Annotated in this window: 22 protein-coding genes and 5 pseudogenes; 16 read left to right on the forward strand and 11 right to left on the reverse strand. The window is 70.6% G+C overall.

Going from position 1 to position 24,023, the window contains the following annotated elements; translation table 11 throughout:
- Positions 1 to 74 precede the first annotated feature (74 nt).
- The 4 genes from LRS04_RS06820 to LRS04_RS06835 all read left to right on the forward strand — a co-directional run bounded on the left by LRS04_RS06820 (position 75) and on the right by LRS04_RS06835 (position 2,463).
- Positions 75 to 590: a prolyl-tRNA synthetase associated domain-containing protein gene (locus LRS04_RS06820; protein ID WP_257815715.1), complete on the forward strand. Its 516-nt coding sequence runs from the start codon at positions 75 to 77 to the stop codon at positions 588 to 590.
- 66 nt (positions 591 to 656) lie between these two features.
- Positions 657 to 1,559, forward strand: coding sequence for a co-chaperone YbbN (locus LRS04_RS06825; protein WP_257815716.1), 903 nt, complete (start codon positions 657 to 659; stop codon positions 1,557 to 1,559).
- 17 nt (positions 1,560 to 1,576) lie between these two features.
- Entirely contained in the window at positions 1,577 to 2,239 is a 663-nt protein-coding gene (locus LRS04_RS06830) for an LON peptidase substrate-binding domain-containing protein (RefSeq protein ID WP_257815717.1), read from the forward strand.
- A gap of 11 nt (positions 2,240 to 2,250) precedes the next feature.
- Positions 2,251 to 2,463: a Trm112 family protein gene (locus LRS04_RS06835; protein WP_257815718.1), complete on the forward strand. Its 213-nt coding sequence runs from the start codon at positions 2,251 to 2,253 to the stop codon at positions 2,461 to 2,463.
- A 95-nt stretch (positions 2,464 to 2,558) separates the two neighbouring features.
- Here LRS04_RS06835 and LRS04_RS06840 read toward each other — a convergent pair.
- Positions 2,559 to 3,810: pseudogene (locus LRS04_RS06840) on the reverse strand (UbiH/UbiF/VisC/COQ6 family ubiquinone biosynthesis hydroxylase).
- Between the two features lie 160 nt (positions 3,811 to 3,970).
- Here LRS04_RS06840 and LRS04_RS06845 point away from each other — a divergent pair.
- The 3 genes from LRS04_RS06845 to LRS04_RS06855 are packed head-to-tail and all read left to right on the forward strand — an operon-like array spanning position 3,971 to position 7,323.
- On the forward strand, positions 3,971 to 5,077 hold the full coding sequence (locus LRS04_RS06845) for an HlyD family secretion protein (RefSeq protein ID WP_257815719.1): 1,107 nt from the start codon (positions 3,971 to 3,973) through the stop codon (positions 5,075 to 5,077).
- A gap of 18 nt (positions 5,078 to 5,095) precedes the next feature.
- The gene (locus LRS04_RS06850; RefSeq protein ID WP_257815720.1) at positions 5,096 to 6,712 is read left to right on the forward strand and encodes a DHA2 family efflux MFS transporter permease subunit; all 1,617 of its coding nucleotides are present in this window, start codon (positions 5,096 to 5,098) and stop codon (positions 6,710 to 6,712) included.
- The gene (locus LRS04_RS06855; RefSeq protein WP_257815721.1) at positions 6,712 to 7,323 is read left to right on the forward strand and encodes a TetR/AcrR family transcriptional regulator; all 612 of its coding nucleotides are present in this window, start codon (positions 6,712 to 6,714) and stop codon (positions 7,321 to 7,323) included. Before LRS04_RS06850 ends, LRS04_RS06855 begins: the two co-directional genes overlap by 1 nt.
- Here the strand turns inward: LRS04_RS06855 and LRS04_RS06860 are convergent.
- From LRS04_RS06860 to LRS04_RS26655, 6 genes and pseudogenes are all read right to left on the reverse strand, one after another.
- The gene (locus LRS04_RS06860; protein ID WP_257815722.1) at positions 7,320 to 8,135 is read right to left on the reverse strand and encodes an enoyl-ACP reductase; all 816 of its coding nucleotides are present in this window, start codon (positions 8,133 to 8,135) and stop codon (positions 7,320 to 7,322) included. The genes LRS04_RS06855 and LRS04_RS06860 overlap by 4 nt on opposite strands.
- A gap of 231 nt (positions 8,136 to 8,366) precedes the next feature.
- Positions 8,367 to 8,480: pseudogene (locus tag LRS04_RS27700) on the reverse strand (oxidoreductase-like domain-containing protein); the annotation flags it as partial.
- 2 nt (positions 8,481 to 8,482) lie between these two features.
- A pseudogene (gene fabB, locus LRS04_RS06865) lies at positions 8,483 to 9,695 on the reverse strand (beta-ketoacyl-ACP synthase I).
- Between the two features lie 27 nt (positions 9,696 to 9,722).
- On the reverse strand, positions 9,723 to 10,235 hold the full coding sequence (gene fabA / locus LRS04_RS06870; protein ID WP_257815723.1) for a 3-hydroxyacyl-[acyl-carrier-protein] dehydratase FabA: 513 nt from the start codon (positions 10,233 to 10,235) through the stop codon (positions 9,723 to 9,725).
- Positions 10,236 to 10,346: 111 nt separating this feature from the next.
- Positions 10,347 to 10,424 carry a hypothetical protein gene (locus LRS04_RS26650; protein ID WP_308238294.1) on the reverse strand — a complete coding sequence of 26 codons (78 nt, stop codon included), beginning with the start codon at positions 10,422 to 10,424 and terminating at the stop codon, positions 10,347 to 10,349.
- A 196-nt stretch (positions 10,425 to 10,620) separates the two neighbouring features.
- A pseudogene (locus LRS04_RS26655) lies at positions 10,621 to 10,893 on the reverse strand (SH3 domain-containing protein); the annotation flags it as partial.
- Between the two features lie 78 nt (positions 10,894 to 10,971).
- Between LRS04_RS26655 and LRS04_RS06880 the strand changes: the two are divergent.
- Positions 10,972 to 11,958: a D-glycerate dehydrogenase gene (locus tag LRS04_RS06880; protein ID WP_257815724.1), complete on the forward strand. Its 987-nt coding sequence runs from the start codon at positions 10,972 to 10,974 to the stop codon at positions 11,956 to 11,958.
- A gap of 97 nt (positions 11,959 to 12,055) precedes the next feature.
- On the forward strand, positions 12,056 to 14,080 hold the full coding sequence (locus LRS04_RS06885; RefSeq protein ID WP_257815725.1) for a S9 family peptidase: 2,025 nt from the start codon (positions 12,056 to 12,058) through the stop codon (positions 14,078 to 14,080).
- 170 nt (positions 14,081 to 14,250) lie between these two features.
- Here the strand turns inward: LRS04_RS06885 and LRS04_RS06890 are convergent, their stop codons facing one another.
- On the reverse strand, positions 14,251 to 15,165 hold the full coding sequence (locus LRS04_RS06890) for a hypothetical protein (RefSeq protein WP_257815727.1): 915 nt from the start codon (positions 15,163 to 15,165) through the stop codon (positions 14,251 to 14,253).
- Positions 15,166 to 15,335: 170 nt separating this feature from the next.
- On the opposite strand from LRS04_RS06890, the gene LRS04_RS06895 reads away from it, so the two are divergent.
- Positions 15,336 to 16,136: a S9 family peptidase gene (locus LRS04_RS06895; RefSeq protein WP_257815728.1), complete on the forward strand. Its 801-nt coding sequence runs from the start codon at positions 15,336 to 15,338 to the stop codon at positions 16,134 to 16,136.
- A 3-nt stretch (positions 16,137 to 16,139) separates the two neighbouring features.
- On the opposite strand, the gene LRS04_RS06900 is transcribed toward LRS04_RS06895, so the two are convergent.
- Both LRS04_RS06900 and LRS04_RS06905 read right to left on the reverse strand, forming a co-directional pair.
- Positions 16,140 to 16,391 (reverse strand): hypothetical protein, encoded by a 252-nt coding sequence (locus LRS04_RS06900; protein ID WP_257815729.1) that lies wholly within the window; start codon positions 16,389 to 16,391, stop codon positions 16,140 to 16,142.
- A gap of 48 nt (positions 16,392 to 16,439) precedes the next feature.
- A complete protein-coding gene (locus tag LRS04_RS06905) occupies positions 16,440 to 17,186 on the reverse strand; it encodes a HesA/MoeB/ThiF family protein (RefSeq protein WP_257815730.1) in 747 nt (248 codons plus the stop codon).
- A gap of 5 nt (positions 17,187 to 17,191) precedes the next feature.
- On the opposite strand from LRS04_RS06905, the gene hslV reads away from it, so the two are divergent.
- The 3 genes from hslV to LRS04_RS06920 all read left to right on the forward strand — a co-directional run bounded on the left by hslV (position 17,192) and on the right by LRS04_RS06920 (position 20,856).
- Complete coding sequence (gene hslV / locus LRS04_RS06910; RefSeq protein ID WP_257815731.1) at positions 17,192 to 17,785, forward strand: ATP-dependent protease subunit HslV; 594 nt, start codon at positions 17,192 to 17,194, stop codon at positions 17,783 to 17,785.
- A gap of 996 nt (positions 17,786 to 18,781) precedes the next feature.
- Positions 18,782 to 20,086 (forward strand): ATP-dependent protease ATPase subunit HslU, encoded by a 1,305-nt coding sequence (gene hslU / locus LRS04_RS06915; RefSeq protein WP_257815732.1) that lies wholly within the window; start codon positions 18,782 to 18,784, stop codon positions 20,084 to 20,086.
- Positions 20,087 to 20,088: 2 nt separating this feature from the next.
- On the forward strand, positions 20,089 to 20,856 hold the full coding sequence (locus tag LRS04_RS06920) for a M48 family metallopeptidase (RefSeq protein WP_257815733.1): 768 nt from the start codon (positions 20,089 to 20,091) through the stop codon (positions 20,854 to 20,856).
- Here the strand turns inward: LRS04_RS06920 and LRS04_RS06925 are convergent.
- A complete protein-coding gene (locus tag LRS04_RS06925; protein ID WP_257815734.1) occupies positions 20,853 to 21,329 on the reverse strand; it encodes a DUF2244 domain-containing protein in 477 nt (158 codons plus the stop codon). The two genes, LRS04_RS06920 and LRS04_RS06925, sit on opposite strands and share 4 nt — an antisense overlap.
- Positions 21,330 to 21,530: 201 nt before the next feature.
- Here LRS04_RS06925 and nth point away from each other — a divergent pair, with 201 nt between their 5' ends.
- From nth to hisB, 3 genes and pseudogenes are all read left to right on the forward strand, one after another.
- Positions 21,531 to 22,238, forward strand: a complete 708-nt coding sequence (nth, locus tag LRS04_RS06930) for an endonuclease III (RefSeq protein WP_257815735.1) — start codon at positions 21,531 to 21,533, stop codon at positions 22,236 to 22,238.
- Between the two features lie 194 nt (positions 22,239 to 22,432).
- Positions 22,433 to 23,421, forward strand: a pseudogene (locus LRS04_RS06935) (adenosine kinase).
- A gap of 4 nt (positions 23,422 to 23,425) precedes the next feature.
- Positions 23,426 to 24,016, forward strand: coding sequence for an imidazoleglycerol-phosphate dehydratase HisB (hisB, locus tag LRS04_RS06940; protein ID WP_257815736.1), 591 nt, complete (start codon positions 23,426 to 23,428; stop codon positions 24,014 to 24,016).
- Positions 24,017 to 24,023 lie beyond the last annotated feature (7 nt).

The raw sequence follows: 24,023 nt of genomic DNA on the forward strand, positions 1-24,023 counted from the left end.
CAGCTCGCATTCTGACTTCAGCCGACCCTTAAGGCCCGGGTGGCCCCGGCGTCCAGTTCCGCTATCAGAAGCCCATGAAGGACAAGGACAGCCTCCTCTCGCTCCTGCGCGAGATCGGCGTGGACGCCGTGACCCACGAGCATCCGGCGGTGTTCCGGGTCGAGGAGGGCGAGGAGATCAAGGCGAAGATCCCCGGCGCCCACACCAAGAACCTGTTCCTGAAGGACGCCAAGGACCAACTCTGGCTGATCTCGGCCGAGGGCCATGCGACGATCGACCTGAAGAAGCTGCACCATGTGATCGGGTCCGCGCGCCTCTCGTTCGGCAACCCGATCCTGATGGCCCAGACGCTCGGCGTGTCGCCGGGGTCGGTCACGGCGCTCGGCCTGGTGAACGACACCGGCCGGCGGATCCGGTTCGTCCTCGACCGGACGCTCGCGGAGGCCGAGGCGGTGAATTTCCATCCCCTGACCAACACCGCCACCACGACGATCAGCCGCGACGGCTTCTTCCGTTTCCTCGCCGCCATCGGGATCACGCCGATGGTGGTGGACTTCCAGGCCATGGCCGTGGTTGAGCCTGCGCGTTGAAGACGCGGCCCCGCGGGACCATCTTGGACCGCGAGACGTTAGACCAGACGAGCCGAGGGACTTTTCATGACCCTGATCGGGGACACCGCAGGCAAGCCGGCGGGCGACATCATCAAGGACGCGACCGACGCCAGCTTCGTCGCCGACGTGATCGAAGCCTCGAAGGAGACGCCGGTTATCGTCGACTTCTGGGCGACCTGGTGCGGCCCGTGCCGCCAGCTCGGCCCGGCGCTCGAGAAGGCGGTCGCCGCCGCCAAGGGCGCGGTGAAGCTCGTCAAGATCGACATCGACAAGAACCCGGCCTACGCGGGCCAGCTGCGTGTGCAGTCGATCCCGGCGGTGTTCGCCTTCGTGGACGGCCGGCCGGTGGACGGCTTCATGGGGGCGCTGCCTGACAGCCAGGTGAAGGCGTTCGTCGAACGCCTCGCCAAGCAAGCCCAGGGCGGGACCTCGCCGGTGGACGACCTGCTCGACATGGCGCGCGAGTCCATGGAGCTCGGCGACCTCGGCGGGGCGGCCCAGGCCTTTGCGGAAGCGCTGAGCCACGACCCGCAGAACGTGAAGGCCATGGCGGGCCTCGCCCGCATCTACCTGACGTCCGGCGACATGGACCGCGCCAACGAGGTGCTGGCCATGGTTCCGGCCGGCGCCAAGGATCCCGAGCTCGACAGCGTGCGCGCGGCCCTGGCGCTGGCTGCCGAGGGCGACGCCGAGACCGCCGAGTTCGAGCAGCGGCTGGCCGCGGACGCCGACGACCATGAGGCCCGGCTCGAGCTCGCCAAGGCGCTGGCCGGCCGGGGCCGGATGGAGGAGGCCGTCGACCACCTCCTGTCGATCATCGAAAAGGACCGGGAGTGGAACGATCAGGCGGCGCGCAAGCAGCTCCTGACCATCTTCGAGGCCGCCGGCCACGCGTCCGAGGTGGCCAAGACCGGCCGGCGCAGGCTGTCGGCGATCCTGTTCAGTTGAGCCGCAAGGGGAAGACCATGGCGCCTTACCGGCGGGCGGCGGACCTGCCGCAGGTGATCCCGGTGTTCCCGCTGGATGGGGCCATGCTGCTGCCCGGCGGCGACCTGCCGCTGCAGATCTTCGAGCCCCGCTACCTCAACATGATCGACGACGTCATGGCCGGCGACCGGGTCATCGGCATGATCCAGACAAAGCCGGGCGGCGACCGCTCCCGCCCGAACCTCGCCGCCGTCGGCTGCGTCGGCCGGATCACCAGCTACGCCGAGACCTCGGACGGGCGCTACCTGATCACGCTCACCGGCGTCTGCCGCTTCGAGCCCGGCGAGGAGCTGAACCTCAAGACACCCTACCGGCAACTCCGCGCCCACTACGACCGCTTCGAGGCCGACCTCAGCGAGGAGGAGAAGGCGGACGCCGCGGAGGAGGCCCGCAACCGCTTCGCCAAGGCGCTGAAGCGCTATCTGAACCGCCGCGAGCTCGACATCGACTGGGAGACCGCCGCGGCCGCGCCGCTGGAGGCCCTGGTCAACAGCCTCTCCATGGGCCTGCCGTTCGAGCCGGCCGAGAAGCAGGCGCTCCTGGAGGCCCAGGACCTGAACGTCCGCTTCGACGCGCTCACGACCCTGCTGGAGATCGACGCCCTCGAGGACGGCGATGACGGCGCCCACTCGGTGCAGTAAAGGCCACGGCCATGAGCGATAAGCCCGACACCGCCGTCCCCACCTTCGAGGTCGACGTCGACCCGCGCCTGCTGGAGGTCCTGGTCTGCCCGGTGACCCACGGTCCGCTGGAGCTGGACCGCGCCCGCGGCGAGCTGATCAGCAAGGGCGCCAAGCTCGCCTATCCGATCCGCGACGGCGTGCCGATCATGCTGCCGGAAGAGGCCCGCGAGTTGTCCGAATAATTCCGCTCATCCCGGCGAAAGCCGGGACCCAAGCTGAATCCGATGCAACCGCGACGCCGAATGGGCCCCGGCTTTCGCCGGGGTGAGCGGCGTTTCTACAGCCTCTCGCCCCTCAGCAGCTTCGGCAGGTCGCCCACCGCGCCGCCGGCCTGGTGCATGAAGAACCGCCGGGCAGGGCCGATGCGGTTCACCACCGCCATGCCCGCGCCGCGGGCCAGCCGCACCGCCGGATTGTCGTTCGAGAACAGGCGGACGAAGGCGTCCATGCCGGCCGAGAGGCTGACGGTATCGAACCTCCGCCAGGCGGCGTAGCGCTCCAGCACCGCCTCGGAGCCGAAGTCCTCGCCCAGCCGGGAAGCCTCGACGATCACCTCGGCCAGGGCCGCCGCGCCCTTTAGGCCGAGGTTCAGGCCCTGTCCCGCGATCGGATGCACCCCGTGGGCCGCATCGCCCAGCAGGGCCACGCGGTGTCCGGTCAGGCGCTCGGCGAGCTGCAGGCTGAGCGGATAGGTGAACACCTGGCCCTCCACCACGGCCTCGCCCAGGTGGTCGCCGAACCGGCGCTGCAGGTGGGCGTGGAAGACCTCCGGCCTCGCCGACTTCAGGGCCTCGGCGCGCTTGCGGCTCTCCGTCCAGACCAGGCTCGCCCGGTCGCCGGTGAGCGGCAGGATGGCGAAGGGCCCCTCGGGCAGGAAATATTCGTGGGCCACGCCGCCGTGCGGCCGGCTCATCCGGACGGTGGCCACAACGCCGACCTGGGCGTAGTCCCAGCCCAAGGTGCCGATCCCCGCCGCCTCGCGCACGGCCGAGCCGCGGCCCTCTGCGCCGACCACCAGCGGGGCGGACAGCGTACGGCCGTCGGCCAGCGTCACCGTGGCGGCCCGCGGTGAGAATTCCGCGCCGGCCACCCGCGCCGGAGCCAGCACCTCGATGCCGGCGGCCCTCGACCGCAGCGGCCAGGGCCGCCCGGATGTGGCGGTTCTCCAGCAGGTAGCCCAGCGGCTCGCCCTCGACGCGGTCGGCGATCTCGGCGGCGTCGAACCGCAGCCAGAACGGCCCCGCGGCGCCCACGGCGGCCCCCGGCGAGCGGCCGTCGGTGACCAGGATCTGCTCGATCCGCTGGGCGTGCGGATCCAGCGCCTCGCCCACGCCCAGCGCGCGCCACTGGCGGTAGGCGGCGAACGCGATGGCCGAGGCCCGCCCATCGAAGGTCGGCGCCACCTGGGCGTCGAACACCACGGGATCGATCAGGATCGGCTTCAGGCCCGCGCGGCTCAGCGCCAGCGCCAGGGTCGCGCCCGCGATGCCGGCGCCTGCGATGATCACGTCCCGGTCGAGTTCGGCCATGCGGCGGATACGCCACGATCGGGGCGGGTTCGTCCAGCCATCCACGAAAAAATGGACGCCTCCGTCCAATCTTCACTTGCGCTTTACAGGTGCGCGGCCTAGCTCGTTGGTGAACGGTGGACTCTCACGTCCAGTTTTCCCGAGTCCTGGGGTTTGGCCGATGGCGGGGCTTCCGAAGAAGCGTCTGGTTCCTCTGATGGTCGGCGGCGTGGCCGTCTTGGGTCTCGCCGTGGGCGGGACCGCCTGGTGGATCGACAAGCAGAGGTTCGAGGCGACCGACAACGCCTTTGTCCAGGCCGACAAGGTGACCGTGGCCCCGCTCGTCGACGGCTATGTCGCCGAGGTGCTGGTGGGCGACAACGAGCCCGTGCAGGCGGGCCAGCTCCTGGTCCGCATCGATCCCGCCACGATCAAGGCCCGCCTCGCCCAGGCCGAGGCCAACGCCGCGGCCCTGCAGGCGGGCGTCGCCCAGGTGGACGACAAGGTGCGCCTCGAACAGGCGATGATCGCCCAGAAGGCGGCCGGGGTGGCCAGCGCCCACGCCGAAGCCGGCCTCGCCCAAGCGGAGCTCAACCGCTACGCCCAGCTGTCCCGGCAGGGTTGGGTGTCCGACCAGCGCGCCCAGACCGCCCGGGCCGCCCACGACCAGGCCACCGCCGCCGTCGCCCAGGCCCAGGCGGCGCTGGAGGCCGAGCGGCGCGCCGCCGCCGCCCTGGGCTCGGCCCGCGCCCAGACCCAGGCCCAGGCCGACGCGGCCCGCGCCGCCGTCGAGCAGACCCGCATCGACCTCTCCCGCACCGAGGTGCGCAGCCCCGTCGCCGGCGTGGTCGGCGCGCGCGGTGTGCGGGTCGGCCAGTACGTCCGCCCCGGCGGAGCCATGATGAGCGTCGTGCCGCTGGGCGACGCCTATGTGATCGCCAATTTCAAGGAGACCCAGGTCTCCCGCCTGCGGATCGGCCAGGAGGTGGAGATCCGGGCCGACGCCTTCGGCAAGCAGACCCTGAAGGGGCGGATCGACAGCTTCGCCCCCGCGACCGGCGCAGAATTCGCCCTGATCCCGGTGGAGAACGCGGTCGGCAACTTCACCAAGATCGCCCAACGCCTGCCGGTGAAGATCGCCGTGGACCGCTCGCAGCCGCTGGCCGGGGCGCTCCGCCCCGGCCTCTCGGTCGATGTGAAGGTCTCGGTGACCGAGAACACCGGCCCGAGCTTCGCCGAGGCCGGCATCCTGCCCTCGCGGTTCGCCCGCCGCGGCCAGGCCCAGTAAGGGGCGGAAGGCGCCTCCGTGAGCGACGCCGTCGCCACATCCACGCCGCCGCCCGCCGGGGCGGCGAAGGCGCCGGAGCTGGACGCCGCCGGCCGGCCGGTCGACTGGGGAAAGGTCTTCCTCGGCTTCGGCGGCATGGTCATCGGCCAGTTCATGGCCATGCTCGACATCCAGATCGTGGCGAGCTCGCTGACCCAGATCCAGGCCGGCATCGGCGCCACGGCCGACGAGATCAGCTGGGTCCAGACCATCTACCTGCTGGCCGAGGTGGTGATCATGCCGCTCACGGCCTACCTGACCAAGATGTGGGGGACGCGGTCCTTCTACGTGATCGCGGTGGTGGGCTTCATGATCACCTCCGTCGCCGTCGGCCTGTCGTCCAGCGTCGGCATGATGATCTTCTTCCGGGCGGCGCAGGGCGTCTTCGCCGGCGCAATGATCCCCGCCGATCTTCGCCACCGCCATGACGGTGTTCCCCCCGAGCGCCGGATCACCGCCAACGTCATCGTCGGCCTGATCGTCACCCTGGCCCCCACCGTCGGCCCGACGCTCGGCGGCCACCTGACCGACGCGCTGTCCTGGCGCTGGCTGTTCTTCATCAACGTGCCCGTGGGCCTGCTCGTGGTCTTCCTGGTCGGCCGCTACGCCAACTTCGACAAGGGCGATCCCAGCCTCTCCAAGGGCATCGACTGGACGGGCCTCGTGCTGATGACCGTCTTCCTGCTCGCCATGCAGTACGTGCTGGAGGAGGGCTCGAGCGAGGGCTGGTTCGACGACGACCTGATCCTCTGGCTCACCGTGCTGGCGGGCTTCTCCGGGGTGATCTTCATCTGGCGGCAGCTCACTTACTGGCAGCCGATCGTCTCGCTGAAGCCGTTCCGGGACCGCAACTTCTCGCTCGGCATCGTCATGACCTTCGTGACGGGCGTCAGCCTGTTCGGCGGCACCTTCCTGATGCCGATCTTCCTCGGCAACATCCGCGGCTTCTCATCGGCCGAGGTCGGCAACACCATGCTGGTGTCCGGGCTGACCATGTTCCTGTCGGCGCCGATCGCCGGGCGCGTGGTCCGGATGGTCGACGCGCGGATCGCCATGGTGCTGGGCTTCGCGCTGACCGCCTGGGGCATCCAGCTCGGCGTCCGGGTGACCGACGAATGGGGCTTCTGGGAGTTCTTCACCCTGCAGGTCGCCCGCGGCCTCGGCACCATGGTCGCCATGATCGCCGCCCAGCAGATGAGCGTCTCGACCCTGCCGGTCAGCATGATGAAGGACGCGTCGGGGCTGATTAACCTGATCCGCAACGTGGCGGGGGCCATCGGGCTGGCGGTCCTGACCACCATCCTCAGCCACCAGACGGCCGTGCACTATGCCGACATCACCGCCGCCGCCAGCGTGGCCAACCCGCAGAGCAGCGCGCTCTATGACGCCCTCGTCGGCATGATGACCGCCGGCGGCGCGCCGAACCCCGAGGGCGCCGCGGCCAAGGCGATCGGCGGCATGATGCACAAGCAGGCCGCCGTCCTGTCGTTCGGCGACGCCTTCGCCTTCCTGGCGCTCGGCTGCTGGGCGGCCATGTTCCTGGCCTTCTTCGCCAAGCCCGGCCAGCCGACGGCCGGCCCTTCGGGAGGCCACTGATGCCCCGCGTCGCCGGACAGATCGACCTGGCCAAGACCGAGGCCATCCTGGACGCCGCCGTCGAGGTGCTGGCCGAACGCGGGCTCTCCGCCTCCATGGAGGAGATCGCGCGGCGCGCCTGCGTCTCGAAGCAGACGATCTACAATCACTACGGCTCGAAGGCCGAGCTCGTCCGCGCCATGGTCGACCGCCGGGTCCACGAGATGGTCGCGCCGCTGGAAACGCCGGAGGGCCAGGCCGATCCGGAGCTTGCCCTGGCCGGTTTCGGCCGCATCCTGCTCGCCAAGCTGCTGGAAGGCGCGCTTGGCCGGGGGTTCTTCCGGGCCGCGATCCTCGGCGCCGCGGAAGCTCCCGAGGTCGCCAAGGCGGTCTACGAGGCCGGGCCCCGGCAGTCGCGCCAGCGGCTGGCCGAGTTCCTGGAACTGGAGACCCGCGCCGGCCGCCTGGCCTGCCCCGACCCCATGGAGGCGGCGGAGTTCTACGCCGGCATGGTGATCGGCAGCTACCAGACCGCCGCCCTGCTGGGCGTCGACCGCGGCCTCGACGCCGCCAAGGTCGACCGCATCGCCACCGAGGCGGCCGCCCGGTTCCTCAAGGCCTACGCGGCCTAGGCTTCCTCGTCGTCCGAGAAGCCCATGATGTGGAAGCCGGCGTCGATGTGGATCACCTCGCCGGTGGTCGACTTGCCGAGGTCGGACGCCAGCCACAGCGCCGCGCCGGCGACGCCCTCCATGGAGGTGTCCTCCTTCATGGCGCTGAGCGACCGGCCCTTGGCCAGCATCCCGCGGCCGCCGGAGATGCCGGCCAGCGACAGGGTCTTCATGGCCCCCGGCGACAGCGCGTTCACCCGGATGCCCTTCGGCCCCAGGTCGCGGGCGGCGTAGCGCACGGCCGCTTCCAGCGCCGCCTTGGCCACACCCATGGTGTTGTAGTTCGGGATCGCCCGCTCCGAGCCCATGTAGGTGAGCGTGATGATCGAGCCGCCGGTCTCCGGCATCAGCTCGGCGGCGCGGCGGGCGCAGTCCACGAAGCTGAAGGCCGAGATGTTCATGGCCCGAAGGAAGCCCTCGCGGGTGGTGTTGTCCACGAATGAGCCCTTCAGCTCGTCCTTGTTGGCGAAGGCGATGGCGTGGACGAAGAAGTCGATCTGGCCGAAGGCGGCCTTCACGGTCCCGAAGGCGGCGTCCATGGCCGCGTCGTCGGTCACGTCCACCGGCGCCACCACCTTCACGCCGATCTCGTCGGCCAGCGGCTGCACCCGGCGCTCCATGCCCGGCAGGTGGAGGAAGGCGATCTCGGCGCCCTGGGCGGCGAGCTGGCGGGCGATGCCCCAGGCGATGGACTGGTGGTTCGCCACGCCGGTGACGACCCCCTTCTTGCCCTTCATCAGGTCGCCCTTCGGCATCTCGTAATCGTCGGCCACGTGGCGTCTCCCGTCGGTTCTGTGGGGTGGTTTTGGCGGGGAGGAAGGGGAAGGGCAAGCCGCGAAAGTTCCTCCCCCATCGGGGGAGGGGGACCGCGAAGCGGTGGAGGGGGTCCGCCGAAGCGGTGGGGACGACCCCCTCAGTCCCTTCGGGACAGCTCCCCTGATGGGGGGAGCAACTGACTTCGCCAGCAGCGCCGCGGGGTCGTGGCCCAGGGCCCGGACGCGGGACTCCCAGCGCTCGAGCGCGCGCTCGTAGTAGTCGAAGATGCAGGGATCGCAGCCGCGGTGGCAGCACATGTCGTCCGTCGGCTCCTCCGGTGGCCGGGGGATGACGTCGGCCAAGGCTAGACCCGCGCCATCACCAGGCAGCCGTTGGTCCCGCCGAAGCCGAAGGAGTTGCTCATCACCGTCTCCAGCTCGCGGTCGATGCGCTGGCGCACGATCGGCAGGTCCTCGAACGCCGGGTCGAGGTTCTCGATGTTGGCGCTCTCGCAGGCGAAACCGTTGTTGAGCATCAGCAGGCTGTAGATCGCCTCCTGCACGCCCGCCGCGCCCAGGCTGTGGCCGGTCAGCGACTTGGTGGACGAGATCAGCGGGGCCTTGTCGCCGAACACGGCGCGCACCGCCTCCATCTCCTTGATGTCGCCCACCGGCGTCGAGGTGCCGTGCGGGTTCAGGTAGTCGATGGTGCGGCCGCCGGTGGTGGCCATGGCGAGCTTCATGCAGCGCACCGCGCCCTCGCCCGAGGGCGCGACCATGTCGAAGCCGTCGGAATTGGCCGCATAGCCGACGATCTCGCCGTAGATCTTCGCGCCACGGGCCTTGGCGTGTTCGTACTCTTCGAGCACCAGCATCCCCGAACCGCCGGCGATCACGAAGCCGTCGCGGTCCCTGTCGTAGGCGCGGCTGGCCTTGGCCGGCGTGTCGTTGAAGTTCGAGCTCATGGCGCCCATGGCGTCGAACAGGTTCGACAACGTCCAGTCCAGCTCCTCGACGCCGCCGGCGAAGACGATGTCCTGCTTGCCCATGGCGATCTGCTCGTAGCCGTTGCCCACGCAGTGGGCCGAGGTCGCGCAGGCCGAGCTGATCGAATAGTTGATGCCGCGGATCTTGAACCAGGTGGCGAGCACCGCCGACGGGCCGGAGCTCATCGCCTTGGGCACCGCGAACGGGCCGATCCGCTTCGGACCCTTGGTGCGGGTGGTCTCGGCGGCCTCCACGATCACCCGGGTCGACGGCCCGCCCGGAGCCGACCACCAGGCCGGTGCGCTCGTTGGAGACCTCGGCCTCCGTGAGGCCGGCGTCGGCGATGGCCTGCTCCATGGCGATGTGGCCATAGGCCGTGCCCTGGGCGAGGAAGCGGGCGGCGCGGCGGTCGACCATCGCCTCCCAGTCGATCTGGGGCGCCGCATGCACCTGGCAGCGGAAGCCCAGCTCGGCATATTCGGGGGCGGCGATGACGCCCGACTTGGCTTCACGCAGCGAGGCGAGCACCTCGTTGGTGTTGTTGCCGATGGACGAGACGATGCCCATCCCCGTGACGACGACGCGACGCATGTTTCCTTCCCGGTTGGGTTCGCGGATCTACGCCCGCTGGTACAGACCGACCCGCAGGTCCTTGGCCGTGTAGATAGGCTTTCCGTCGGCTTCGAGCACCCCGTCGCCGATCCCCATCACGAGGCGGCGGTTGATCACCCGCTTCATGTGGATCTTGTAGGTCACGAGCTTGATGTCGGGCGTGACTTCGCCGGCGAACTTCACCTCGCCGCAGCCGAGCGCCCGGCCGCGGCCCTTGCCGCCGATCCAGCCCAGGTAGAAGCCGACGAGCTGCCAGAGCGCATCGAGGCCCAGGCTGCCGGGCATGACGGGATCGCCGATGAAGTGGCAGTCGAAGAACCAGAGGCTCGGGTCGATGTCGAACTCGGCCTCGATATAGCCCAGGCCGTGGTCGCCCCCGGTGTCGTCGATGTGGGTCATGCGGTCGAACAGCAGCATCGGCGGGGCCGGGAGCTGGGCGTTGCCCGGGCCGAACATCTCGCCGCGCGCGCAGGCCAGCAGCTCTTCCTGACTGTATTGGTTCTTGGCCTTGACGCTCATCTGGTTCGTCCCGTCGCGTAGAGAGGGTCAGGCCCTAGCAGAGCCCGCCAGGGGGCTCAACGGGCGAGAGAACCCTTAAGGTCCCTGCCCCAGGGGGACGCGAGCGCGCGGTCAGCGGCATTGCGGGGCGGTTTGCGTCCCCCAGACCCCGCCTTCCGGAACCCAGCCCGAGGCGCCCCCGGCCTTCACCTTGCACCAGCCCTTGTCGCAGCGGACGAGGGCGCCCGAACGCCCGGGGCGCGAGGTAGGCCGCCGGCTTGGCGGCCGGCTTCGGGCTCCGCTGCAGGGCCAGCGGCTGGCGGCGCGGGTTCATCAGATTGCGGCGCCCGTCGGTGGTGCGCTTGTGCACCCAGGCGAGCCCGCCGTCCGGATCGCAGACCCGGCGCCACTCGCTGGTCTCGGCCACCACCTGCACCGGAAGGCCCCGGGTGCGATAGACCCACAGCAGACGGTGGTCGTCGCCGGGCCCCTTGCGGGCGTTCACTTCGGAGAATTTCAGGGTCACCCAGCGCGGCACCGGCAGGCCGGACGGCGTCTGCCGCTCGGCGGCTTCTGCGGTTCCGCCCGCCAGGCAGGCGAGCCCGAGCGCCAGCGCGGCCCATTTCGGCGCCTTCGCTTCCGCACGCGTCATTCGCACCGCCTCGCCTTGGCCGCCCATGGACCCTTTGCTACAGGTCGTTCTCAACGAGGCGCCGGCCCGCGGCGCATCAGGAAACGTCCCCTTTTCAGTTCGCACATGGCCGCCCGCAAGCCGAAAGTCATCGTCACGCGTAAACTTCCGGACTCGGTCGAGACCCGGATGCGGGAGCTGTTCGACACCGAACTGAACCTGACCGACCAGCCGATGTCGCGCGAGGCGCTGATCGACGCAGTCGGCCGCGCCGACGTCATCGCCCCCACCATCACCGACCGGATCGACGCCGGCCTGCTCGAGAAGGCCGGCGAGAAGCTGAAGCTGATCGCCAACTTCGGCGCGGGCGTGGACCACATCGACGTGTCCGCCGCCAACGCCCGGGGGATCACGGTCACCAACACGCCCGGGGTGCTGACCGAGGACACCGCCGACCTGACCATGGCCCTGATGATGTCGGTCTCGCGCCGCATCGTGGAGGGGGCCAATGTCGTCCAGGCCGGCGACTTCAAGGGCTGGACCCCGACCTGGATGCTGGGCCGGCGGGTGACCGGCAAGCGGCTGGGGATCATCGGCATGGGCCGGATCGGCACGGCCGTCGCCCGCCGCGCCCGCGCCTTCGGCCTGCAGATCCACTACCATAACAGGAAGCCGGTCAGCTCCCGCATCGCCGACGAACTGGAGGCCACCTACTGGGAGAGCCTCGACCAGATGCTGGCCCGGATGGACATCATCACCGTCCATTCCCCGCACACCCCGGCCACCTACCACCTGCTGTCGGCCCGGCGGCTGAAGCTGCTGCAGCCGCACGCCATCGTCATCAACACCGCCCGCGGCGAGATCATCGACGAGGACGCCCTGGCCGAGATGCTGAAATCCCGGGCCATCGCCGGCGCCGGCCTCGACGTCTTCGAGTTCGAGCCGACCGTGAACCCCAAGCTGCTGGGCCTGCCCAACGCCGTTCTCCTGCCGCACCTGGGCTCGGCGACCGTCGAGGCGCGCGTGGACATGGGCGAGAAGGTGATCATCAACATCAAGACCTGGATGGACGGCCACCGGCCCCCCGACCGCGTCCTGCCGCAGATGCTCTGACCTGCGCCACGGCTGCGCCCGTCTCGCCTGTGACACACGATTGACGCGCCCGGCCCGGAGGGCGAAAGCTTGGCCGAACACCGTCACCGGAAGGCCCATGCCGGCGCCCACCCGCAGGTCCGCTCTCGCCGCCGCCCTGATGGCCCCGCTGCTGGGCCGCGCGGGCATGGCGTGGGCGACGCCGGCTCAGGCCCCGCTGAAGCCGCACACGCTCGACGACCTGCTCCGCGCCCCCGTCGTCCGCGACGCCGCCATCTCGCCCGACGGCCGCCAGCTCGCCGTGCTGCGCGAGCGCGGCGGTGATGAGCACCGCACCGCCATCGTGATGATCAGCCGCCTCGACGACCTCGAGGCGACGCCTGCGCCGGTCAGCCTCGGCGACTACGAGGTCGAGCAGGTGGAGTGGGCCTCCAATGACCGGCTGCTGATCTGGGTCGCCGTCCGCGAGGACGACAAGGGCCGACCGACCGGCGTCTGGGTCAGCGGCGTCCTGATCCCCATGCCCGTGCGCCGGGTGATCTCGGTGGGCGTCGACGGCCGCGACCCCATCGTGCTGTTCGCCGACCAGAAGGCCATGCTGCGCCGGGCGTTCGACGCCGCGCGCATCGTCGACCTGATGCACGACGACGAGCGTCTTGTCCTGATGCAGACCTGGGACGCCTTCCGCGGCGCCTTCAGCCTCTACAAGGTCGACGTCTATTCCGGCCGCGCCGAGGTCGTGGAGCGCGGGCCGCCCACCACCGACTTCTGGCTGACCCAGCGCGGCGTGCCGATGCTCAGGATGGACTCCAACCGGCGCGGCACGGTCGTCTCGGTGTTCGCCCGCGCGCCCGGCGAGACGGAGTGGAAGCTGATCCGGCGGTCGCGCAGGGACGAGCTGAAGAAGCTGCCCGACTTCGACGTGGTCGGCGCGACGCCCGAGCCCGGCGTGTTCCTCGTCTCCATGCGCGACGAGGGCGAGGACACCAAGGCGATCCGCACCTTCGACATCAAGACGCTCTCCTTCGGACCGGTGGTCGGCGACCGGCCGGCCCACGACATGGAGAGCGCGGTGATCGACGAGAACCTGAAGCTCGTCGCCACCTCGTCGCGCGCCGACCGGCTGGACTACCAGTTCGCCGACCCGAACCTCGCGGCGCATTACAAGGCGGTGAACGGCGCGCTCAAGAACGTCGCCAACGTCCGGCTCTACGACATCAGCCTCGACCACCAGCGCCTGCTGCTGAAGGCCACCGGGCCGCAGGAGCCGGGCGCCTTCCACCTCTACGACCGCGACACGAAGCGGCTGCACCTGATCGCCACCACCCGGCCGTGGCTGGAGCCCGCCCGGCTCGCCAGGATGGAGACCTTCCGGATCCGGACGCGTGACGGCGCCGAGCTGACCGCCTACCTCAGCGTGCCCGCCGGCGCGCCGGACGGACGGCCGGTGCCCATGGTCGTCCTGCCGCACGGCGGGCCGGAGATCCGCGACTACTACGACTACGACCTGATGACCCAGGCGCTGGCCGCCCGCGGGTGGCTGGTCCTGCAGCCGAACTTCCGCGGCTCGGGCGGCTACGGCAAGGCCTTCGCCGACGCCGGCCGCAGGCGCTGGGGCGACCTGATGCAGGCCGACGTGGAGGACGCGGTGGCCGAGATGGTCGCGCTTGGCCTCGCCGACCCCGGCCGCATCGCCATCTGCGGCGCGAGCTACGGCGGCTATGCCGCGCTTCAGGGCGCGGTGCGCCGGCCGGACCTCTACAAGGCGGTGGTGGCGATCGCCGGGGTGTCCGACCTGCTGGAGATGCTGAAGGACGAACGCGAGGACGGGCTCGACAGCCCCTCCTACCGCTACTGGGTGCGCACCGTGGGCGACCCGAACGTGGACGCCGGCGCCCTGCGCGCCGCCTCCCCCCGCCTGCAGGCCGCCCACATCGCCGCCCCGGTGCTGCTCCTGCACGGCTCCGACGACCAGGTGGTCCAGCCCCGTCAGTCGAAGATGATGCAGGCCGCGCTCGTGGCCGCCGGCAAGCCCGTCGAATTCGCCGAACTGCCCGACGCCGGCCACGCCAACTGGTCGCCCGAGACCTGGAAGCTGGTCCTGACCCGCGCGGGCGACTTCATCGCGAAGAGCTTCGGCTAGCTGTCCAGCCTACGAAGGTTGACGCCATCTGCGGCTTTGTCCCAACCTCGCCACGGGGTTGGGGGGAACACGGATGATCAGCCGGCGTGACGCTCTGGCGTCCGGCGTGGCCGCGAGCCTGATGGCGCCCGCCGCCCTGGCGGCGGCCCAGCCCCCCACCATCGAAGCCCTCACTCGCGGCAGGACGGTTCTCGGCGCCCTCGCTGTCGCCGGACGGCAAGACACTCGCCCTGTTGCGCGAGGCGCGTGACGCCGGCAAGCGCATCGCCTTCGTCAGCCTCGTGCCGACGGACAATCTCAAGGCCACGCCCGTCCGGATCGTGCTGGGCGACCTCGACGTCGGCGGCGTGAGCTGGGCCAGCGCCGAGCGCCTGCTCGTGAGCCTGACCCTCGAGCGGGAGCAGACCTACGTCCCGACCGGCTCGCACCTCGGCCGCGACTACGATGTCCGGAACCGCCGCATGCTCAGCGTCGGCTTCGACGGCCGCGAACCCGTCATGCTGTTCGGCGAGGACAGGCCGCTCCTCAGGGTCGATCCCGATCTCGCCAGGGTCATCGATCTTCTGCCGGACGATCCGGAGCACATCCTGATCCGGGGCTGGGAGCTGAGGAACAACACCTATTCGATCTACCGCATGAACGTGCTCACCGGCCGCGGAGAGGTCGTGGAGCGCGGCGGGCCGGCCACCTATCACTGGCTGTCGCAGGACGGCGCACCCACGCTGCGTTTCGACCGCGCCGGCCGCTCGACGGCGCTTCTGCTGGCCCGCAACGCCCCGGGCGGAGAGTGGACGCCGATCCGCAAGATCCGGCCGGAAAACGAATTCTTCCGGTCCGACTTCCGTGTGGTCGGATGGACCGGGGACCGGGGGGAGTTCCTGGTCGTCGCCCGCGCGGAGACCGAAGCCTCCCTCAGCCTTCGCGCCTTCGATCCGCGAACCCGGGCGCTCGGTCCTCCCATCGCCTCGCGGCCCGACCGTGACGTCGAGGACGTCCTCATCGACGAACGCGGACGGCTCCTGGCCACGCAGTTCGTCGCCGACCGCAACGAATACGAGTTCACCGACCCGAACCTCGCGCCCCACTTCCGTGGGATCGACCGCTTCTTCCAGGGGGAGGCCTCGGCGGAGCTGGTCGACATGGACGACAGCCGCCAGCGCCTGCTGGTCCGCGCCAGCGGGCCGCGCGTCGCCAACGCCTACTACCTCTACGACGTCAACGTCCGTCGTCTGGAGCCCCTGGGCCTGGCCTCGCCGTGGCTGCAGTTCGACAGCCTCGCCAAGGCCGAGGCGCTGGACGTGAAAACCCGCGACGGCGCCGTGATCCGCGCCTACCTCACCCAGCCTCTGGCCGAAGGTCCGCGCCCGCTGGCCGTCCTGCCGCACGGGGGGCCCGGAGTCGCGGGACAAGATCGCATTCGACGTATTCGCCCAGGCCTTTGCGGCCCAGGGCTGGCTTGTCCTGCAACCCAACTTCAGGGGGGTCGGGCGGCTATGGCGCCGCCTTCGCCGACGCCGGCCGGGGCCGCTGGGGCGATCGGATGCAGGAGGACGTCGAGGATGCTGTCGCCCAGGTCCTGGCGACGGGCCGCGCCGACCCGAGCAAGGTGGCGATCTGCGGCGCGAGCTATGGCGGCTACGCGGCCCTGATGGGCGCGGTCCGGCGGCCCGACCTCTATCGTTGCGCCGTTTCCATCGCCGGCGTCTCGGACCTCGCCGCAATGCTGGCCTTCGAGCGCGAGGACGGCGAGGATTCGCCGGCCTATCAGTACTGGGTCCGCACCATCGGCCACCCCGAGCGGGATGCGGAGAAGCTTCGCCTGGCCTCGCCCCGGCGGTGCGCGGAGGCGATCAAGGCGCCGGTCCTGCTGATCCACGGCCTGGAGGACCAGGTAGTGCCCATGGAGCAGAGCCGGCTGATGGCCCAGGCCCTGCGCGCGGCAGGCAAGCCCGTAGAGCACCTGGAGATGAAAGACGTCGGCCACCGCGGCTGGACCCCGGAAACGCTTCGCCAGATCGTCGAGCGTTCGGCCGGCTTCATCGCCGCGCAGTTCTGAGGCTCAGGCTGACGGGGTCTTACCTTCCAGGGCGTTCAGTCGGTCGAGCACCGAGAGGAAGCTGAGCAGGTAGAACACGCCTGCCACGATCAGCCCGATGGCCGGTACGAGGGTGGCGATGGTCCAGGGCCAGGGATTTACCCCGCGTTTTCGGGCAATCACGAAGACGATCACCGCATAGATGAGACCAAGGGTCATCATCGGAATGAATTGGATGACCTGGTCCGCTCCGGTTCCCGGCGTCCCGTCTTCCATACTGGCTCCCCCTTGCTTCGGCTCAGCCTACCAACTGGAGCTACACGCTCAAGACGGGCCTGACCCGCACACCGGGCATTCCGGATCCGCCCCCACCCGCACTGTCCGCGTCTCGCCGGCCAGGGCGTCGTAGATCGCCAGGCGGCCCGCGAGCGGCTCGCCCGCGCCGGTGATGAGCTTGATCGCCTCCAGCGCCATCATCGAGCCGACGACGCCGGCCAGGGCGCCGACCACGCCGACCGCCACGCAGGTCTCGGCGTCCGGCGGGATCTCCGGCACCAGGCAGCGGTAGCAGGGCTGCCCGCGGAACACGCCCACCTGCCCGGTCCAGCGGCCGATGGCGCCCGAGACCAGGGTCTTGCCGTGGCGCACGCAGGCGTCGTTGACGCAGAAGCGGGTGGCGAAGTCGTCGGTGCCGTCCAGCACCAGGTCGACGCCGGAGACCAGCTCGTCGGCGCTCCCCTCGTCGAAGGCGCCGTTGTAGCCGGCCACGAAGATGTGCGGGTTCAGCGCATGCAGCCGGTCGGCCGCGGCCTCGGCCTTGGGCAGGGCGATGTCCTCCTCCACATAGATCACCTGCCGCTGGAGGTTCGAGGCGTCGACCACGTCAGGGTCGGCCAGGAAGATGGAGCCCACGCCGGCGGCGGCCAGGTAGAGCGCCGCGGGCGAGCCCAGGCCGCCGGCGCCGACGATCAGGACGCTGGCGTTCTTGAGTTTCTGCTGCCCCGGACCGCCCACCTCGCGAAGCACCAGGTGGCGGGCGTAGCGTTCGACTTCCTCGTCGGTGAAGCTCATGTGGCTTGACCTGGTCCCCCCTGCTGGCCACATCCCAGGCCATGTCGACGACCCATAGCGCGGCCTTTCCCGATTGGCACGGGACCACCATCATCGGCGTCCGCAAGGGCGGCAAGACCGTGATCGCCGGCGACGGCCAGGTCTCGATGGGCCAGACGGTGGTCAAGGGCAACGCCCGCAAGGTCCGCACCCTGGCTGGCGGCCAGGTGGTGGCGGGCTTCGCCGGGGCCACGGCGGACGCCTTCACCCTGATCGAGCGGCTGGAGGCCAAGCTGGAGCAGTATCCGGAGCAGCTGGCCCGGGCCTGCGTCGATCTCGCCAAGGACTGGCGGACCGACCGCTACCTGCGCCGGCTGGAAGCCATGCTGATCGTCGCCGACCGGAGCGCGATCTTCACCGTCACCGGCGTCGGCGACGTGCTGGAGCCGGAGAGCGGCGTCGCGGCCATCGGTTCGGGCGGCAACTATGCGCTGGCCGCCGCCCGGGCGCTCATGGACACCGACCTCGACGCCGAGGCGGTCGCCCGCAAGGCGATGGCGATCGCCGCGGAGATCTGCGTCTACACCAACGGCTCGCTGACCGTGGAAGTGCTGGACTGAAGTCGACCGCGCATTGATCGCGTAACCGTCGCCCTTCGCCGCAAGCACTCGGACAGCGCCGCCACGGCTTCGCCATAGGGAGCGGGACGACCGGAGACCCCCGAAGATGCGCCGCCTCATGCCCCTGGTTCCCGCCCTGGCTCTGGCGATGCTGGCTGCGCCGGCCGCCGCCGAGGTCGATCCGGCCCCCGTGGTCGCCGCCGAGCGGGCCTTCGCCGCGGACGGCCTGACGCTCGGCGTCCAGGGGAGCTTCTACAAGCACTCGGCGCCCGAGGGCATCGTGATGGCGCCCGACCCGACCCTGGCCAAGGCCGCCTTCCAGGCGCCCCCAGCCCAAGGGGCCGGACCTGGTCTGGTGGCCGCTCTGGGCCGGCATCGCGCGCTCCGGCGACCTCGGCTTCACGACCGGCCCCTACACCCTGGGGGGCGATCCCAAGGCCTGGTACTTCACCGTCTGGGCGAAGCAGCCCGACGGCTCGTGGAAGTGGCTGTTCGACGGCGGCCCGGCCACCGACCCCACGGGCGCTGCGCCGAAGGACTCGCCCGTCGCCTATGCGAAGCTCGCGGCCAAGGGGGCGGGCTCGCCCGCCCGGGCGATGACCGAGGTGAGCCACGCCGAGACGGCGCTGGCCGCGGCCGCCCGCAAGGACGTGACCGGCGCCTATCTCGCCCACCTCGCGCCGGACGCCCGGGTCGCGGGCTCCAGGGCGGGGCCCACGCTCACCCGCGCCGCGGTGGAGGCCGAGCTCGCCACCCGGCCGCAGCGCATCCTGTTCGCCCCGATCGGCGGCCAGGCCTCCTCGGCCGGCGACCTCGCCTGGACCTACGGCAATGCGCACTGGACGACCGATGCGGGGGGCGGACCGGCGGGGCCACTATGTGCGCATCTGGCGGAACGACGCGGGCGGCTGGCGGCTGCTCTACGACCAGATCGTGGTGGTCCCCGAGCGAAAGCCATCGTAAGGGGCCGGTCGCCTCCCTATCTCACCGGGCGACATGACCGAATTCTCTCCCCGCGAAATCGTCTCCGAGCTCGACCGTTTCATCGTCGGCCATCCCGAAGCCAAGCGCGCCGTCGCCGTCGCGCTGCGCAACCGCTGGCGCCGCCGGCGCGTCCCCGACGACCTGCGCGACGAGGTCACGCCGAAGAACATCCTGATGATCGGCCCCACGGGCGTGGGCAAGACCGAGATCGCCCGCCGGCTGGCGAAGCTCGCCCAGGCGCCGTTCCTGAAGGTCGAGGCCACCAAGTTCACCGAGGTCGGCTACGTCGGCCGGGACGTGGACCAGATCGTCCGCGACCTCGTGGAGAGCGCCATCGGCATGGTCCGCGAGAAGCGCCGGGCCGGCGTCCGCGCCCGGGCGGAGGCCGCCGCCGAGGAGCGCATCCTCGACGCGCTCACCGGCCCCGGCTCGACGGCGGCGCGCGAGAGCTTCCGCAGGAAGCTCCGCGCCGGCGAGCTGGACGACAAGGAGGTGGAGCTGCAGATGGCCGACTCGGGCCCGCAGATGCCGATGATGGACATCCCCGGCCAGCCCGGCGCGTCCATGGGCATGCTCAATCTCGGCGAGATGTTCGGCAAGGCGTTCGGCGGCCGGACGAAGACCCACAAGACCACCGTCGCCGGCGCCTGGGCCCCGCTGATCGCCGAGGAGAGCGACAAGCTGCTGGATTCCGACGCGCTGACCCAGGAGGCGCTGGAGCTGGCGGAGAACCAGGGCATCGTCTTCCTCGACGAGATCGACAAGGTCGCCTCACACCAGGACCGCGCCGGCGCCGACGTCTCCCGCGAGGGCGTGCAGCGCGATCTGCTGCCGCTGATCGAGGGCACCACCGTCTCCACCAAGTACGGTCCGGTGAAGACCGACCACATCCTGTTCATCGCGTCCGGCGCCTTCCATGTGGCCAAGCCCAGCGACCTGCTCCCCGAGCTGCAGGGCCGCCTGCCGATCCGCGTGGAGCTGAAGCCGCTGTCCCGCGAGGACTTCCGCCGCATCCTCACCGAGCCCGAGGCCAACCTGATCCGCCAGCACCAGGCCCTGCTCGCCACCGAGGGCGTGACGCTGGTCTTCACGGAGGACGCGGTCGACGCGCTGGCCGACGCCGCGGTCACCGTCAACGGCGCGGTGGAGAACATCGGCGCCCGGCGGCTGCAGACCGTGCTCGAGAAGGTCCTGGAGGAGGTCTCCTTCACCGCCGCCGACAAGACCGGCGAGACCGTGACGGTGGACGCCGCCTATGTGCAGGACCGCATCGGCGCGCTGTCCGGCAACGCCGACCTCAGCCGGTTCATCCTCTAGCCATGTGCGGCGCCTGCTATTCCCGGCGGAGCTTCCTGGCGCTCGGCGCGGCCGCCGCGCTGGCCGGCTGCAGCGAGAACGCCGACACCGGCCGCCGCCAGCTCGCCTTCGTCTCCGACGACCAGCTGGCCGGCATGGCCGACCAGGCCTGGAGCCAGGTCACCGCCCAGGTCCCGCCGCTACGCGATCCGGCCTACCAGGCCCGCCTGGCGCGCATCGCCGCCCCGATCGTCGCGGCGTCGGGCCGCGACCTCGACTGGGACTTCGTCGTCCTCGACAGCCCGGAGTTCAACGCCTTCGTCCTGCCGAACGGCAAGGTCGGCTTCTTCCGCGGCCTCTTCGACTTCGCGAGGTCCGACGACGAGATCGGCTCGGTGGTCGGCCACGAGGTCGGCCACATCGTCGCCCGCCATCCGGCCGAGCGGATCAGCCAGGAGCTGGCCGTCCGCGCCGGCGTCGGCATCGCCCAGATCCTGCTGGCCAACGGCGAGGGCGGCGGCCAGTACGCCGGCGAGATCGCCGCCGCGCTCGGCCTCGGCGCCATGTACGGCGTGATCCTGCCCTATTCGCGCAAGCACGAGCTGGAGGCCGACCGGGTCGGCGTCGGCCTGATGCGCGAGGCGGGCCAGGACCCCCGCGCCGCCGTCAGCTTCTGGGAGCGCATGGTGGCCCGCGCCGCCGGCCAGCCCAGGCCGATCGAGGCGCTCTCCACCCATCCGGCCGACGACCGGCGCCTCGCCGAGCTCCGGCGGGTCGTGGAAGCCGCCTAGCTCCGCTCCCGGCGCGCTTCCCAGATCGCCTTCTCCAGCGCCCGGGCGAACTCGAAGCGCTCGCGCGGGCTCAGCGCCGTGGCCACCGGCAGCTCCCGGCCGGACAGCGCCAGCTTCAGCTCCAGCGCCCGGTCCTCCTCGTCCCGCTCGACGGCGACGCGGGTGAAGGCGGTCGGGCTCTCCCAGATCACCACCGCCTGCTTCGGCGTCTCGCGCACCACCCGCACCTCGCGGGCGGTGACCTGCACCCGCTCCACCGTCTTCACGGCCTGGAAGCTGATCAGGAAGGCGACGAAGACGGCCAGCAGGTCGACGCCCAGGAAGATCGGCACCAGGGTCGCGCCCATGGCCAGGAACACCGCCGCCGAGGCGACATTGGCCAGGGTCACCACCGAGATGAGCACGATGAACCCCCGCTCGGAGAGCGAGCGGTTGGGCGTGATGACGGCGTCCATGTAGAGCGGCCGGACCATGGCGTCTCAGGATACGTCCGGAATCCGCCTTGGCGAAGCGCCTCTCGCAAAATCCGCTCACCCCGGCGAAAGCCGGGGTCCAGGCCGACGCGGGCCGGACCCGCCGGCGCCGGACCCTGACTCAGCTTGGGTCCCGGCTTTCGCCGTGATGAGCGGTGGTGGGATGACAGGCGCTACGGGCCCGGCCATCTTGGCCGCCGCATGCCGAAGACCTCCGCGAAGCCGAAGACGAAACCGGGGCCGAAGACGCGCCCGGCCCGCCTCTCCCCCGCCGAACAGGCCCGGATCGCGGAGATCTTCCACCGCTTCGAGAGCCTGGAGAGCGATCCGCGCACCGAGCTGGACTACCGCGACGCCTACACCCTCGTCGTCGCCGTCGCGCTCTCCGCCCAGGCCACCGACGTGTCGGTGAACAAGGCGACGGCGAAGCTGTTCGAGGTCGCCGACACGCCGGAGAAGATGCTGGCGCTCGGCGAGGCGGGGCTGAAGCCGTTCATCTCCTCCATCGGCCTCTACAACACCAAGGCCAAGAACGTCATCGCCGCGGCCCGCATCCTGGTCGACCAGTACGGCGGCCAGGTGCCGCTGGTCCGCGAGCAGCTTCAGGCCCTGCCGGGCGTCGGCCGCAAGACCGCCTCGGTGGTGCTGAACGAGCTCCGGGTCGAGCCGGCCATCGCCGTCGACACCCACGTCTTCCGGGTGGCGCACCGTCTCGGCCTCTCCACCGGCAAGACGCCGGACGCCGTCGAGCTCGAACTCATGGGCAAGATCCCCGGGCCGCTGCTGACCCGCGCCCACCACTGGCTGATCCTGCACGGCCGCTACACCTGCGTGGCGCGCCGTCCGAAGTGCGAGGAATGCCCGGTGGCGGACCTCTGCCCCTCGCGGCATCTGTTCGTCGGCCGCTAGCCCTTTCCCTACCCTCTCCCTCTCCGCTTCGCGGGGGAGAGGAGGTGAAGCGCCGAGGTCTGTGCCATGCACTCCTCTCCCCCCGACCCCGGCGCAAGCCGGGGGAAGAGAGGGAGAGGGTAGGGAGAGGGCGTAGCGCCGACGCCCGAATTCCGCTAAGCGGCGGGCCTCTCAGCCGTCCGGAAAGCCTTGGAATGCCAGACCTCTACGACGTCGCCGCGATCGGCAACGCCATCGTCGACGTGATCGGCCCCGTCCAGGAGTCCTTCCTTTCCGAGAACGGCCTCGACAAGGGCGCCATGATGCTGGTCGACCAGCAGCGCTCCCAGGCCCTCTATTCGAAGATGAGCCCGGAGATCGAGGCCTCCGGCGGCTCGGCGGCCAACACCATCGCCGGCCTCGCCTCCTTCGGCGGCAAGGGCGCCTTCATGGGCAAGGTGGCCGACGACGCGCTGGGCGAGCTCTTCGCCACCGACATGCGCGGCATCGGCGCCCGGTTCGAGAACGCCCCCTGGTCGGCGGCCCGGCCACCGCGGTCTCGATGATCAACGTCACCCCCGACGGCCAGCGGACCATGTGCACCTTCCTCGGCGCCTCGGTGGAGTTCACCGACGACGACGTGGAGAGGGACGTCATCGAGGCGGCCAAGATCGTCTACCTCGAGGGCTATCTGTTCGACGCCGAGGCCGCCCGCCGCGCCTTCGCCAAGGCCGCCGCGCTCGCGCACGGCTCGGGCCGGATGATCGCCCTGACGCTCTCCGACAGCTTCGTGGTCGAGCGCCACCGCGGCGGCCTGATGGGCTTCATCGAAAGCCAGGTCGACCTCCTGTTCGCCAACGAGGCGGAGCTGACCTCGCTCTTCCAGACCTCCAGCTTCGACCAGGCGCTCGAGGCGCTCAGGCCCCACGTGAAGCTCGCCGCCGTCACCCGCTCGGAGAAGGGCTCGGTGATCCTCTCCCAGGGCGAGAAGCTGTCCGTGGCCGCCGAGCCTGTGGAAAAAGTCGTGGACACGACGGGCGCTGGCGACCAATACGCGGCCGGGTTCATGTTCGGCCTGGCGCGGGGGCGGCCGCTGCAGCAGTGCGGCAAGCTGGCGTCGCTCGCGGCCGCCGAGGTGATCTCGCACTATGGCCCCCGGCCCAACGTCTCGCTCGCCGAGCTCGCGGCCGCCAAGGGATACTGAGCGCATGAGCCGTACGGCCGAGGTCGTCCGCAACACCAAGGAGACCCAGATCCGCGTGGCCGTGGACCTGGACGGGACCGGCGTGGCCAAGGTCTCCACGGGCATCGGCTTCTTCGACCACATGCTGGACAGCTTCGCCCGCCACGGCGGCATCGACATCGAGGTCGAGACCAAGGGCGACCTGCACATCGACATGCACCACACGGTCGAGGACACCGGCATCGTGCTCGGCCAGGCGATCAACAAGGCGCTGGACGGGTTCAAGGGCATCCGCCGGTTCGGTCATGCCTACATCCCGATGGACGAGACCCTGACGCGCTGCGCCATCGACCTCTCCAACCGGCCCTACCTGATCTGGAAGACCGAGTTCCGGACGCCGAAGGTCGGCGAGATGGACACCGAGCTCTTCAAGGAATTCCACCACGCGTTCGCCATGAACTGCGGCGCTTGCGTGCACCTCGAGACGCTCTACGGCGCGAACTCGCACCACATCGCCGAGAGCGGCTTCAAGGCGCTCGCCCGGGCGCTCCGCCACGCGGTCGAGCTCGACCCGAAAACCCACGGCCACGCCCCCTCCACCAAGGGCGTCCTCTAGGAACTCA

This window comes from Phenylobacterium sp. J367 (assembly GCF_024699985.1).
GTDB lineage: Bacteria > Pseudomonadota > Alphaproteobacteria > Caulobacterales > Caulobacteraceae > Phenylobacterium.

What these genes read in the sequence shown, in the direction of transcription:
- hisB (WP_257815736.1), top strand. Translation starts at nt 23,426, where the DNA reads ATGAGCCGTACGGCCGAGGTCGTCCGCAACACCAAGGAGACCCAGATC.
- LRS04_RS06885 (WP_257815725.1), top strand. Translation starts at nt 12,056, where the DNA reads ATGCCGGCGCCCACCCGCAGGTCCGCTCTCGCCGCCGCCCTGATGGCC.
- fabA (WP_257815723.1), bottom strand. Translation starts at nt 10,235, where the DNA reads ATGAGCGTCAAGGCCAAGAACCAATACAGTCAGGAAGAGCTGCTGGCC.
- LRS04_RS06880 (WP_257815724.1), top strand. Translation starts at nt 10,972, where the DNA reads ATGGCCGCCCGCAAGCCGAAAGTCATCGTCACGCGTAAACTTCCGGAC.
- LRS04_RS06905 (WP_257815730.1), bottom strand. Translation starts at nt 17,186, where the DNA reads ATGAGCTTCACCGACGAGGAAGTCGAACGCTACGCCCGCCACCTGGTG.
- LRS04_RS06900 (WP_257815729.1), bottom strand. Translation starts at nt 16,391, where the DNA reads ATGGAAGACGGGACGCCGGGAACCGGAGCGGACCAGGTCATCCAATTC.
- LRS04_RS06825 (WP_257815716.1), top strand. Translation starts at nt 657, where the DNA reads ATGACCCTGATCGGGGACACCGCAGGCAAGCCGGCGGGCGACATCATC.
- LRS04_RS06830 (WP_257815717.1), top strand. Translation starts at nt 1,577, where the DNA reads ATGGCGCCTTACCGGCGGGCGGCGGACCTGCCGCAGGTGATCCCGGTG.
- LRS04_RS06925 (WP_257815734.1), bottom strand. Translation starts at nt 21,329, where the DNA reads ATGGTCCGGCCGCTCTACATGGACGCCGTCATCACGCCCAACCGCTCG.
- LRS04_RS06845 (WP_257815719.1), top strand. Translation starts at nt 3,971, where the DNA reads ATGGCGGGGCTTCCGAAGAAGCGTCTGGTTCCTCTGATGGTCGGCGGC.
- hslU (WP_257815732.1), top strand. Translation starts at nt 18,782, where the DNA reads ATGACCGAATTCTCTCCCCGCGAAATCGTCTCCGAGCTCGACCGTTTC.
- LRS04_RS06820 (WP_257815715.1), top strand. Translation starts at nt 75, where the DNA reads ATGAAGGACAAGGACAGCCTCCTCTCGCTCCTGCGCGAGATCGGCGTG.
- LRS04_RS06855 (WP_257815721.1), top strand. Translation starts at nt 6,712, where the DNA reads ATGCCCCGCGTCGCCGGACAGATCGACCTGGCCAAGACCGAGGCCATC.
- LRS04_RS06835 (WP_257815718.1), top strand. Translation starts at nt 2,251, where the DNA reads ATGAGCGATAAGCCCGACACCGCCGTCCCCACCTTCGAGGTCGACGTC.
- LRS04_RS06920 (WP_257815733.1), top strand. Translation starts at nt 20,089, where the DNA reads ATGTGCGGCGCCTGCTATTCCCGGCGGAGCTTCCTGGCGCTCGGCGCG.
- nth (WP_257815735.1), top strand. Translation starts at nt 21,531, where the DNA reads ATGCCGAAGACCTCCGCGAAGCCGAAGACGAAACCGGGGCCGAAGACG.